6 protein-coding genes are annotated in these 13,196 nt (G+C 69.4%); 1 reads left to right on the forward strand and 5 read right to left on the reverse strand.

The features are described 5' to 3' along the window. Nucleotides 1-11 precede the first annotated feature (11 nt). Nucleotides 12-2,402, forward strand: coding sequence for a putative bifunctional diguanylate cyclase/phosphodiesterase (locus ACFY36_RS16660; protein ID WP_499746853.1), 2,391 nt, complete (start codon nucleotides 12-14; stop codon nucleotides 2,400-2,402). Here the strand turns inward: ACFY36_RS16660 and pulA are convergent. Genes pulA through ACFY36_RS16685 form a run of 5 tightly spaced genes read right to left on the reverse strand, consistent with a single transcriptional unit; the run spans nucleotide 2,359 to nucleotide 13,145 of the window. Beyond that, nucleotides 2,359-7,695, reverse strand: coding sequence for a pullulanase-type alpha-1,6-glucosidase (gene pulA, locus ACFY36_RS16665; protein ID WP_499746854.1), 5,337 nt, complete (start codon nucleotides 7,693-7,695; stop codon nucleotides 2,359-2,361). The two genes, ACFY36_RS16660 and pulA, sit on opposite strands and share 44 nt — an antisense overlap. A gap of 10 nt (nucleotides 7,696-7,705) precedes the next feature. Beyond that, a complete protein-coding gene (locus ACFY36_RS16670) occupies nucleotides 7,706-9,424 on the reverse strand; it encodes a glycoside hydrolase family 13 protein (protein WP_499746855.1) in 1,719 nt (572 codons plus the stop codon). A 32-nt stretch (nucleotides 9,425-9,456) separates the two neighbouring features. Then, nucleotides 9,457-10,299, reverse strand: coding sequence for a sugar ABC transporter permease (locus ACFY36_RS16675; protein WP_499746856.1), 843 nt, complete (start codon nucleotides 10,297-10,299; stop codon nucleotides 9,457-9,459). Next, nucleotides 10,296-11,873, reverse strand: a complete 1,578-nt coding sequence (locus ACFY36_RS16680) for an ABC transporter permease subunit (protein ID WP_499746857.1) — start codon at nucleotides 11,871-11,873, stop codon at nucleotides 10,296-10,298. The genes ACFY36_RS16675 and ACFY36_RS16680 overlap by 4 nt, the downstream gene beginning before the upstream one ends. Continuing rightward, nucleotides 11,874-13,145: a sugar ABC transporter substrate-binding protein gene (locus ACFY36_RS16685; protein ID WP_499746858.1), complete on the reverse strand. Its 1,272-nt coding sequence runs from the start codon at nucleotides 13,143-13,145 to the stop codon at nucleotides 11,874-11,876. Nucleotides 13,146-13,196: the final 51 nt, after the last annotated feature.

Raw genomic sequence — 13,196 nt, forward strand, 5'->3', positions numbered from 1 at the left:
ACAGATGAGGGATGAACGTTCGGCAGAAGCTGCAAGGCTGCTTCCTTGCCGTGGCCGCTCTGGTCGCCGCGATGGTGGGCTTTGTGCTGCACGCCGACGCCGAGTCGACTCGCAAGGCCGCCATCAGTGAGGCCGAGCAGGTCGCGCGCGGTGTGGCCAAGGACATCGCCTACGGGCTGACCGCCGAGATGGCGCCTCTCTACGACCAGCCGGAGATGCTGGCCGCCTACATCGCGCGGCTGCACGAGCTCCAGGCCCGCGACATCGTCGTGGTCGACATCGGCCAGCGGATCCTGGCCGACGCCACGCCGGCGAACGTGGGCACGACCTACGACGCGGACCCCGGCAACGTGATCGCCCGGACCATCGCCGACCACCAGGCGCGAGTCTTCATCGAAGCCGAAGCCGGAGTCGAAGCCGACGCCGGAGTCGAGGCCGAAGCCGGCGCCGGCATCCGCCAGGTGGTGGTGCCGATCATCGACGACAAGGACGTCACGCTCGGGGCCGTCGTGCTGGAGTACACGCCTCTCTACGAGCACATGAAGGCCGCCACCGCCTACACCGAGCAGCTCATCGTCGTCGCCGGCGCCCTCTGCATCGGGCTCATCCTCCTGCTCGGGATCCTGACCGGTGAGTCGATCACCCGCCGGATCCAGCGGCTGACCCGGGCCGTCGAGCGCATCCGCGACGGCGACTACGTGCAGCGCGTCGACGTCGGGCAGCGCGACGAGATCTCCCGGCTCGGCGGCGCCTTCAACGACATGGCCGAACGCCTCGAGCGGTCCGCCCGCGAGATTCTGGCCAAGGAGTACACCGACAGCATCCTGGCCAACGCCGGCGAGGGCATCTGCGGCCTCGACGCCAACCACCGGATCACCTTCGCCAACGAGGCCGCCGGGCGCATCACCGGCTTCGGCGTCGACGGCCTCCTCCAGAAGGACGCCTACACCTTGCTTCCCCGGCAGGGCGGCGAGGCGACGCTGCCGCGGCCGGACGGCACGTCCGTCCGGGTCGCCTTCACGGTCAGCCCGATCGCCAAGGGCGGCGGGGCCGTCATCGTGCTGCGCGACGTCAGCCGGCAGCGCCGCCTCGAGCACGATCTACGCCATCAGGCCCTGCACGACGCCCTGACCGGCCTGCCCAACCGCAAACTCTTCCACGACCGGCTGGAACTGGCGCTGGGCAAGGCCGACGTCGCGGTTCTCTATCTCGACCTCGACGGCTTCAAGCGCGTCAACGACAGCCTCGGCCACAATGCCGGAGACCTTCTCTTGCGTACGGCGGCGGAGCGCCTCATCGCGGTACTACGCCCGGCCGACGTTCTCGCGCGGCTCGGCGGCGACGAATTCGCCGTCCTGTTGGAGAACGCCGGCCAGGACACGGCCGAGCGCCTCGCGGCGGCGTGCGTCGCCACGCTGGGCAACCCTCTGCTCCTGCACGGCCGGGAGGCCACCGTGTCGGTCAGCGTCGGCGTGGTGCCGGACGCGGGCCGCTACGCCGGCGCCGACGAGGTGCTGCGCAACGCCGACGTGGCCATGTACGCGGCCAAGGCCGAGGGCAAGGCCTGCTACCGCCTGTTCGAGACGCGCATGCACGAGCAGCTGCTGGACCGGATCGACAGCGAGGCCCGCCTGCGCGACGCCGTCCACCGCGGCGAGCTCCGGGTCGACCTCCAGCCGGTCATGGAGCTGCCGGAGCGGCGGCTCATCGGCGTGGAGGCGCTGGTGCGCTGGAACGATCCCGAGCGGGGCCTCCAGCCGCCGGGGTCGTTCATCCCGATGGCCGAGGAGACCGGCATGGTCACCGAGATCGACCGGTGGATGCTGAACGAGGCCTGCCGGCTGGTCAAGCAGTGGCGGGACGCCGAGCCGGACACGGCGCCGGGCTGGGTCAGCGTCAACCTGTCGGCGGCCGACCTCGAGGTGGCCGATCTGACCGACCGGGTGGCTCATGCCTTGAGCAGTACGGGGTTGTCGCCGCACCGCCTCGTGCTGGAGCTCACCGAGACGGTGCTCATGCGCAACGTCGCGGTCACCGTGGGGCGCATCGAGGAATTGCGCGAGCTGGGTGTGCGCATCGCGATCGACGATTTCGGCACGGGGTACTCGTCGCTGGGCTATCTGCGCGACATCCCGGTCGATGTGCTGAAGATGGACCGCTCGTTCATCACCGGCCTGGTCGGCAACGCCCGCCAGCAGGAGCTGGTCAGCGCGATCCTGCAGCTGGGCCACACCCTCGGCCTGCGGGTGGTGGCCGAGGGTGTGGAGACCGGTGACCAGCTCGATCTGCTGATCGCCATGGAGTGCCGGTACGCCCAGGGTTTCTTCCTGGGCGTACCGGCTCCGGCCGATCAGCTCATCACTTCTGTACGAACACCGCAGTCGTCCGCGCGGGGACGGTGAAAGTTCCCGTCGACGAGGCGAAAGCGGCTGTGCGCACCAGCGGGTCGGCCGACGCCCGCTGGACCGGGTGGAGCGCGACCGTCTTTCCGGCCAGGGCCGGAACGGTCTGGGTGGTAGCCGCCGAGGTGCCGTTGAAGACGACGGTCACCGACTTCCACTGGCGGTCGAGACCCCGTCCGTCCAGGGTCATGGTGATGACCCCCGGAGTCTCGCCCGTGCCGGAAAGCGGGAACGACAGTCGCTTCTGCACCTCGGCGGCGGTCGGCAGGCCGAAGACCGGCGAGGAGCCGCGGATCGCGAGCAGCTCCTTGTACCGGGCGTCGGCCAGGTTCACGGCCTCACACGAAGGCACCAGCGCGGGAGTGGCCAGCAGCGGTCGCGCGTAGTCCCACTTATCGGCGTTGTCGGCGGCCGGCGGCAGGCCACGGCCGAAACCGTTGCCCTGCGCGCAATCCCAGATGATCTGGTTGAACCAGTCACCGGAGTTGAACGAGTTGCGGTCGAGCGACTTCGATCGCAACCGCTCGCTGCCGAGCGCGAAGAACCCCACGCCCTGCCCCAGGGCGGTGGTGGACAGGGCCACCGACTGCAGCCGGGCCCGGTCGAGAGCCGGCGAAGAAGACGGCAACTTGTAGGCCAGGGCGTCGTACAGCACCTCGTTGTCGTGAGCGTCGACGTAGGTGATGGCCTCGCCCGGCGCCGCGTTGTATCCGGCCGGTGAGCCGTTGTAATCGACCTGCGCCCCTGTCACCGTCGAGCCGTTCGACGCCACAAAACGGTACGACGCCAGGTTGCCGCTCAGCCCCACCTTGATGAGGTCCTGATAGTGCGGCAGCCGGGTGGCCGCGTCCGCGTTCACCGCGTCCCCGTTCGGCGCCGACAGCAGCCCCGATCCGAAGCCCTGCACGCGTGGGTTGGCGTCGAACGGCCCACCACCGCGTACGGCGTCGCGGAGCCGGTCGTTGAACGTCCCGATCCCGGTGCCCGCCATGTTGGCCTGGGTCGCCTGCTCGAACCGCGCGTCACCCGCGACCTCGCCGAAGTCCCACCCCTCGCCGTACACATAGATGTTCTTGCCGTCGACGCCGTCCTTGGCCACCGTCAGCTTGTCGAGGGCGGCCCGCACGGCCAGGATGTTGGCCTTCGGGTGGTGGCCCATCAGATCGAAGCGGAAACCATCGACCTTGTACGCCTTGGCCCACGTCACGACCGAGTCGACGACCAGCTTGCCCATCATCGTGTTCTCCGGCGCCGTGTTGGCGCAGCAGGTGGAGTTCGCGACCGTCCCGTCGGCCAGCAGCCGCTGGTAGTAGCCCGGGACGATCTGGTCGAGCACCGAGTGCGGGTCGGTGCCGGCGGCCGACGTGTGGTTGTAGACGACGTCCAACACCACGCGCAGCCCGGCCTTGTTGACGCCGCCGACCATCTCGCGGAACTCGCGGGTGCGCTGCGCCGGATCGACCGCGTAGCCGCCTTCCGGAACGGTGTAGTGCAGCGGGTCGTAACCCCAGTTGTAGCCGTCGGTGGCCGCCACCGCCGCCACACATTCCTGCTGTTGCGAGGAGTCCGGCGGGAGCGCGGCCAGGTCGCAGGCGGGCTGCTGCTGGTCGGCCCGGTTCTCGGGAATCGTCGCGAAATCGAAGACCGGCAACAGATGCAGGTGGGTGACCCCGGCCGACGACAGCGCCCGCAGCTGCTTCATCCCGGCGGTCGACGGGTCGGTGAAGGCGCGATAGGTGCCCCGGGCCGCCGCGGGCACCGAGGAGTCCGCGGCCGAGAAGTCCCGCACGGACAGCTCCGCGATCTGGATCTTGGCAGGCGGGGTGGCCGCCGGCTTACGCAGTGACGACCAGCCGGAAGGCGCGGACGAGGAATCCGACAGGTCCACGATCCGGCTGAGCCGCGAATCGGTCGACAGCCCCAGGGAGTACGGATCGGTGACCGCCGCCGTGACGACCTTCTGCGCCGCCGGCTGCCACGCCGTCACCGAATACTTGTAGTACTTGCCTTTCCACGACGACGGCCCACGAACGGACCACACGCCCGTACGGTCGTCGCGCGCCATGGCCACTGTGGACGGAACGGCGCTCGTGGTGTCGTACAACAGAAGCGAGACCTTCTGCGCGGTCGGCGCCCACACCGACAGCGTGGTGCCGACCGGTCCCAGCGAGGCCGAGGCGGCCGCCGCGTAGACGTCGTCGAGCACCCCGGCCGTCTGCACGCCTGTGGCCGCGAGGAGTTTGCCCGCCGCGTCCCGCTCGGTGATGGTGACCTGTCCGCGCAGGAGGGCCTTCACGTCGACACCGGCCGGAAGCCGGAACGCGTCGTACTGCCACAGATGCGGGAACTTCGTGCGCTGCGCCTCGGTCAGGCCGTCACGCCGTACGGCCAATCGAATCGACGTGGAGGAGGCCGGATCCACCAGGTCGTAGACCTTGCCGTCGGTGTCGCCGCCCGGCTTCCAGGCCACCGTGGTCCGGTCGATCCAGACCGCCGACGACTTGGTCAGATCGACCACTCCCCCGGCTCCCACCTTCTTCACCACCGGCACGATCCGCGGCGACACGCCGGCCAGCAACCAGATCTCGCGGCCGCCCTCGGCGAACGTCAGCTTCTGGTCGTCCGGCAGATCCTTCGTATCTCCCTTGTGGATGATGTAGCTCAGCGCGGTGGCCCCGGCCGCCAGCGGCACCCGGAAGGTGGCCCCGAAGGCGTCGGTCGCCGCCGGTTGCAGCGGCGCGGCCCAGTCGGTCGGCGTGGCCGCACTGTCCCAGACGTGCAGGCCCCAGCCGTCGTAGTTCCCGTCGGCGCGACGGTAGTGGATGACGGCCGTGTTCTGGTCCTGCGGCGGGTCCGGCTCGCCGGTCGCCGCCTGGCGTGTCGGATGGACCGTGGCGTCGCCCTGTTTCAGCCACACCTCGGGCGTGGCCGACGGGTCGATGAAGCGGTCGGCGCCGACGTCCTTCACCCCGTCCTTGCCGACCACGATGAAGCCCATGTTCTTGGCGTTCGGCGCCAACTTCACAAAGGCGAAGCGGCCGTACGAGTCCTCGCCCGCGAACGGCTGCCCGGCCGGCCAGGTCGTCGTCATCGACGGGTCGACGTCACCGAAGACGTAGAGCCCCTGATCGTCGTAGCCGCCGGACGGCCGCTGGTAGTGCACGATCGCGTAGTCGGGGCTGGTCGCCACCTCGGGCGTGCCGACCTTGGTGCTGCTCGTGGCCGACGCCAGCCGGCCCTTGCCGTCGCGCACGACGGCCTTGTATTTCACCGGCGTTCCCCCGGCCAGGCCGGTCAGGTCGTGGAAAACGGTGTAGGGGGCGCGTGTCGCCGTTCCGACCGGCTTCCACGGCCCGTCGCCCACCTGCGCGGCGAACGTGACCGTGGACAGGGGATCCCCGGTCACCGTGGCGGTCAGCTCGGTGCGGGTGGGAACGAGGCCGGGCGTGTCGAGCGAGACGGCCGGGGCGGCCGCCGGCACGGCGATCGGCGTGTCGGCCCGCAGCGCCACCGACGACAGGGCGGGCACGGTGATGGTGAGCCTGCCGTCGGGCGCCGCGGCGGTGACCGCGTTCGTGCCGTAGACGCCGCGGAACTTCTTGCCGCCCGACCACGTGTCGAGGGTGACCGTCTGCGGGCTGGTGGCGCTGTTGGACGCGATGACGTACTCGTTGCGCCGCTGGGGATCGATGCGAGAGGCCGCGAAGACGCCCGCGCCCTCCGCCGCGTAACGCGTCACCTGAACGCCGTCGCGCAGCGCCGGATGCGCCTTGCGGAGAGCGCCGAGCGCGGCGATGGTGCGGTACAACGGATGCGCGGTGTTGTAGTTGTCCACCGCGTGGGTGCGGTCGGTGCCGATCAGGTCGTCGTCGAGATAGTCGGCGGTCTTCGAGGCGAACAGGTCCTGCCGCGCGTCCTTGTCGCCGCCGGGCCCGGTGAAGCCCTGCTCGTCGCCGGAGTAGACGACCGGCTGTCCCCGGGTCAGGAACATCAGCTCGTGCGCGAGCTGGTCGCGCCGCAGCTTGGCCGCGTCGTCACCGCCGGCCGCGGCGATGAACGAGCCGATCCGGCCCATGTCGTGGTTGCCCAGGAACGTCGGCAGGGCCGCGGCGGAGGTGTCCCGCGCGGTGTAGAGGTCGTCCTTGGCGTACAGGTCGGAAAGGGCCTTGGCCGAGCCGTTCCCGGCGACGAAGCCCTGCGCGGCGGCCTGGAAGGAGAAGTCGAGAGTGGCCGGGAGGCCGCCCTGGCGTACATAAGCCGACTCGATCTCCTGGTCGGCGCTGTAGACCTCGCCGAACATGAAGAAGTCCTTGTTGCCCGCGGCCTTCTCGATGCCGGCGGCGAACTGGGGCCAGAAGTCGAGGTTGACGTGCTTGACGGTGTCGAGGCGGTAGCCGTCGATGCCGGCGTAGCCGATCCAGTGGGCGTAGATGTCGGTGAGACCGCGCACCACGTCGGGCCGCTCGGTCCACAGGTCGTCGAGGCCGTAGAAGTCGCCGTACTCGCTGTTCTCACCGGCGAAGGTCGAGTTGCCGCGGTTGTGGTACATCGTCGGGTCGTTCAGCCACGCCGGAACCTTGGCGTTCCGATCGGAGGGAGCGACGACCGGCGTGTACGGGAACGAGGCCGTCGAGACACGCGGGAACCCGTTCCGCGAGTCGGCGTAATTGCGGTCCTCGAACGCACGGCCCCGCGAGTCCTCGTACGGGCTCGTGGTCTTGTCTATGTAGTCGTACTTCTCCTCGGCGTACTTGATCACGTCGGCCGTGTGGTTGGTGATGATGTCGAGGTAGACCTTCAGGCCGCGCTGATGGGCCAGCCGGACCAGCTTGCGCAGCTCCTCGTTGGTGCCGAAGTGCGGGTCGACCTGGGTGAAGTCGGTGATCCAGTAACCGTGGTAGCCGGCCGAGATGTCGGTGCCGCTGCCCTGCACGGGCCGGTTCTTGAAGACCGGCGCCAGCCAGATGGCGGTGGTGCCCAGGCCCTGGATGTAGTCGAGTTCGCTGATCACGCCGGCCAGGTCGCCGCCGTGGTAGAAGCCCTTGTCGGCCGGGTCGAGGCCGGTCTTCAGGCGGTCGCCGGTCAGCCCGCCCTTGTCGTTGGCGGCCGAGCCGTTGGCGAAGCGGTCGGGCAGCACGAAGTAGTACTGCTCGCCCGGGTTCACCGTGTCGGTGCCCCACTGCGCTATCAGGGAATCGGCCGGCGCGGCTGACGCCGGGCTCGGGGTGGCTATGAGGAGAGGAACGAGAAGCGACAGTACGGCGGCGAACAGCCCCCGGCGCTTTGAGACCACTACGTCTCCTTCAACTGCGGACGGACCAGACCTGGACGGTCGGGCCATAGCCATCGATGACGGTGGAACCATCGGGTTCGGTGTACAGCGGCCGCGCGCCGCCGTAAAGGTTCTCGGAGGTGGCGCCGGGCGGCAGACCGGCCAGCGTGAAGGGCTGGCCGCCGGACCGGCGGGCCAGGACCAGCAGGCTCTGCTCGGCGCTCTCGCGCAGGAACATCAGGCTGTCGCCGTCCGCGTGCACCCAGCGCAGCCCGCCCCGCCGCAGGGCCGGCGACGACCGGCGCAGCGCGATCAGGTCGCGGTAGAAGCCGAGAACCGGCGCGTCCCAGCGCATCGGCACGCGCGCCTGCTCGTTGTCGGCGCCGGTCAGCCCGAGCTCGTCGCCGGCGAAGAGCATGGGCGTGCCGGGCAGGGTGAAGAGCAGGCCGGCCGCCACCTCCTGGCGCTCGGCCGAGCCGACGACCGTGCGGATGCGGGGCGTGTCGTGCGAGCCGAGCAGCTGCCACGACGTCGTCCACGACCGCCACGACATCTGGGCCGCGAAGGCCGACATGGTCGCCGCCAGCGCGTCGGCGCCGGCCCGGGGCACCTCCTCGGGCACGCCCAGGAAGCTGTCGAAAGGCAGGTCGTCGGCGCGCAACCAGCTCCACACCGGACGGGTGAAGCCGGAGTAGTTCATCGTGCCGTGCCAGCCGTCGCGATCGAGGTCGCTGGACGCGTCGTGGGTGTGCTCGGCGATGAGCAGGCCGTCCGGGTGCACGTCGTGCATGGCCTGGCGGAGCAGGGCCGCGACCTCGTGGGTGAAGTCGTCGGCGCCGAGCCGGGCCGTCATGTTGGCCACGTCGATGCGCCAGCCGTCCAGCGCGTACGGCTCGGCCAGCCAGCGCCGCACGATCCGGGCGAACCGGCGGCGGAGCTCGTCACTGCCCCAGTTCAGCTTGGGCAGGGTCGGCTCGCCACGCCACGACTCGTAACCGCCGTCCGGGCGTACGTAATAAAAGTCTTTCTCTTGCGGGAACCATTCGTGGGCGTCCCCGGTGTGGTTGGTGGTGAGGTCGCCGAGCAGGCGCACGCCGCGCCGGTGGGCGGCGGCGGAGAGCCGCTCGAGCGCGGGGTCGCCGCCGAGCAGCGGGTCGACGTGGTCGAAGGTGGTGGCGTCGTAACGGTGGTTGGACCGGGCCGGGAAGAACGGCGTCAGATAGATGGTGTCGGCGCCGAGCCCGGTGATGTGGTCGAGGTGGTCCACGACGCCGTCGAGGTCGCCGCCGTAGAGGGTGCGCAGCGTGTCGGGGCCGCGCACCACCGGGTCGTCCCACTCGGCCCCGACGGCCCAGTCCGGCAGTTCCCGCCGCTGCGAGCGGGCGAAACGGTCGGGGAAGATCTGATAGACCACGGCGTCGCGGGCCCACGACGGCGGCGGCGGATAGGCGACCACGCGGAAGTCGGTGGCGTCGGGCACGTCGTGCGCGGTCAGGCCCATGCCGGTCAGCCAGCGCATGCCCCGCGTGGTGCCGAGCAGGAACCGATAGGCGGTGACGGGGTTGTGCACCGGCAAGTCGGCCCGCCACCACGTGTCGCCGCCCGGCCCGCGCCGGTCGACGACGGCCGAGGTGAACACCGGCTCGCCGTCGCGGACCCAGCGCATGTGCACGCGCGACACGCCGGTGCCGCGCGGCACCCGCACGAAGCTGCTGACCGTGTCGCCGAGCGCGGGCGCCAGATCGCTCACATACAGCTCGCTGCCGTCGTGGTGCGGCCTCATCATCCCTTGACCGCCCCCGCGGTCAGACCGTCGGTGATGTAGCGCTGCAACAGCTGGAAGACGAGGACGGTCGGGATCGCGGTGAGCAGGGTGCCGGCGCAGAACATGCCGAAGTTGGCGTCCCGCTCGCCGGCGACCAGGCCCCACAGCCCGATCGAGAGCGTCTTGGCCCCGGTGTCGGTCAGGAAGACGTTGGCGATGAGGAACTCGTTGATGGTGCCGATGAAGGCGAGCAGCCCGGTCACCGCGAGGATCGGCGCCACCAGCGGCAGCAGGATCCGGAAGAACACCTGCGGATGGCTGGCGCCGTCGATGGTGGCCGACTCGTCGAGCTCACGCGGCACGGTGTCGAAGAAACCCTTCATCAGCCAGGTGTTCACGCCCAGCGCCCCGCCCAGGTAGAGCAGGATCAGGCCCCACCACGTGTTGAAGCCGATCGCCGGCCAGTAGTCGGTGATCGTCGAGAACATCAGGAAGATGGCCACGATCGCCAGGAACTGCGGGAACATCTGGATCAGCAGCAGCGACAACAGCCCGACCCGCCGGCCGCGGAAACGGCGGCGGCTGAAGGCGTACGCGGCCAGAGCGCTCAGGAACACGGAGGCGCCCGACGCGGTGGCCGCGATGACCACCGAGTTGAGGAACCAGCTGCCGAAGGCGGTGTCGCCGAGGAGCCGGCTGAAGTTGCCGAAAGAGGCCCCGCTCGGCACCAGTTGCGACGATGAGAGCGTGCCGAGCGGATTCAGCGCGGCCGAGACCACGAAGACGATCGGCACCATCGCGAAGACCAGCATCAGGATCGCCACCCCGTGCCGCCACCCGACCTGCTTGAACCACGTCATGAGTAGACCTCCTCCTGGCGGCGGGTGCGCCGGAAGCTGACCGCCGAGACCACCGCGACGATGAGGAAGATGAATATCGATATGGCGGCCGCAAAGCCATACTGTGCGCCCGCGCCGCCGAACGCCAGACGGTATGTGTAGGTGATCAGCAGGTCGGTGGCGCCGTTGGCCGGGTTGTCGGCCGGGAAGGGCGCGCCCTCGGTGGTCAGGTAGATCGCGTTGAAGTTGTTGAAGTTGAACGCGAACGACGAGATCAGCAGCGGGGTGAGGGCGACCATCAGGAGCGGCAGCGTGATCTTCCGGAACGCCGCCCAGGCGCCGGCGCCGTCGATCCGCGACGCCTCGGTGAGCTCGCCCGGAATGGCCTGGAGGGCGCCGGTGGCGACCAGGAACATGTACGGATAGCCCAGCCACAACTGCACGAGGATCACCGCGAACCGGGCCGACGCCGACCCGCCGAACCAGTCCACGTCCGTGCCGAACAGGTTGTTGACGAGGCCGAAGTCGGTGTTGAACATGTCCCGCCAGACCAGCAACATCGCGAACGACGGCATGGCGTACGGGAGGATCAGCAGCACCCGGTAGAACGTGCGGCCCCGGACCCGCTTGGAGTGCAACGCGATCGCGCACAGCAACCCCAGCCCGAAAGTTCCACCAGTGGAAGCAATGGCAAAAGCAAAGTTCCAGACGAGCGTACGGAGGAAGGGCCCGGAAATCGCCGGATCGGTGAGCACCCGGGTGAAGTTGCTGAAGCCGACCGTCACCTTCCAGCCCTGCGCCAGGCGCTCGCCGTCGCCGGCCACGAACAGGCCCAGGCCCTCGTCGGCGCGCCACGACTTGCCGGTCGTGGTGTCCCGCACGCAGTCGCAGGACGCGTCGTAGACCCGGCCGGCCATGCCCTCGTACGCCCGGGAAAGCCCCGACGAGCGGATGGCGCCACCGGCGGTGGGCACGGCCAGGGCGGTGATGTCCTTGCTGCGCAGGCTCGCCTGGCCGGTGGTGAGGATGGTGTAGCCGCTCGCCGCCGTGACCCGGCCGGCGCTGTTGGTCGTGGCCTCGATCGGGGTGAGGCCGTTCGCGTCTCCGGCGGAAACTTCTTTCGTGGCCGGGTCGGTGATCAGGAAGACGAGAGGCCCGGTGGCTGCGTCGCCGGTGGTCGCGACCGTCAGGGCGTACTGAATGGAACCCGGCACCTGCGTGACCGACGCGGTCTGAATGGCCACGACGGCCTCGGCCTTGGTGCCGCGATGGCCGTCGCCGAAGTTGGTGAAGGCGGTGCTCGCGGTGTAGAGGACCGGGAAGATCTGGAAGGCGATGAGCAGGATGGTGCCGGGGGCCAGATATTTCGCGGGGATGTGGCGCGGGGTCAGGTAGAGGTAGAGCAGGCCGGCGGTCGTCGCGATCAGGATGGTGAGGCCGATCCACGCTTCATTGTCGATGAGCGGGAAGGCGGCCCAGATCGCGATCGCGGTGGTGAGTCCCAGCAGGATGATCTTCAGGAACGGCCGCGACTTCGTCTCCTCGGCGGGGTGGGCCTGCTCGTCGATGGCAGGCCCGTCGAGCTGCATGACCATTTACTTGATCGCTGCTTCGATCGTCTTGCCGGCGCTGGTGATCGTCTTGGCCGGGTCGGCGCCGCCGACCACAGCGGCCTCGGCCTTGCCGAACGGGTCCCAGATCGCGGCCATCTCGGGGATCGCCGGCAGCGGGATGCCGTTCTTGCCGGCGTCGATGAACTTCTGCAGGTCGGCGTCGCCGCCCTTGACCTGGTCGAAGGCGGCGGTCAGGGCCGGCGGGCGGGGCTCGGCCTCATAGAGGGCGACGGCCAGCTCGGGGGTGGTCACGTAGTTGGTGACGAACTCCTGGGCGAGGGCCTTGTTCTTGCCCTTCGAGGCGACGTAGAAGGTCTGTACGCCGAGGAACGGCTGGGCCGGCTTGCCACCCGCGAAGCCGGGAACCGGGCTGATGTCGTACTTGATGTTGGCCTTTTTGACGTCGGTGATCGCCCAGGGGCCGGAGATCAAGTAGGCGCACTTCTTCGAGGTGAAGGTCGCGATCGAGTTCTCGGGGGTGATCGAGCGCTTCAGGGCTCCGCTGCCCTTCTCACCGAGCGTGGCGATCTTCTTGAACGCGGCGACCGACTCGGGCTTGCCGACGCCCAGGTCCTTGGGGTCGTAGTCGCCGCTCGCGGTCGTGCCGAACAGGTAGCCGCCGGCGCTCGAGTACAGCGGGTAGAGGTGGTAGGCGTCGCCGTTCTGGCCGACCTGGACGCAGAGCTTCTCGGTGGCCTTCGTCTTGGTGGCCACCAACTCCTCGATGGTCGCGGGCGCCTTCGGCGCCAGGTCGGTGTTGCGGATGAGGGCGAGATTCTCCATGGCGTACGGCACCCCGTAGGTCTGCCCGTTGAAGGTGACCGCCTTCAGGGCGTTGGGGGCGAGGCCGGCGGTCTGCTCGGCGCTCAGCTGTACGGGGTCGACGGCGCCGTTCTGGACCAGGTTGCCGATCCAGTCGTGGGCGCCGACCATCACGTCCGGGCCGCTGCCCTGCTGGGAGGCGGTGACGAAGGTGGTCTGCTGATCCTTGGAGATGGCCTGGACCTTGACGGTCACGCCGTTCTCGGCCCCGAACTTGTCGGCGAAGGGCTTGAGGGCGGCCGAACGCTTGTCGTCGGCCCAGATGACGAGCTCGCCGCTCGCTCCCGCCTTCGCCGCTTCCCCCGCCCCCGCTTCTCCTGCCCCCGCCGACGGCTTCCCGCCGGCCGCGTCCGTCTTATCCGCTCCGCCACAGCCCGCTGCGAGAAGGGCGCAGGTCATGGCGGCGGCTACACCCACTGCACGGATGCGCATGGTGGTCTCCCTTTGAAGGTTCTTGCGTCAACTGCAAGCCAACATCGCAAG

The organism is Actinoplanes sp. NPDC000266 (assembly GCF_042899005.1).
GTDB lineage: Bacteria > Actinomycetota > Actinomycetes > Mycobacteriales > Micromonosporaceae > Actinoplanes.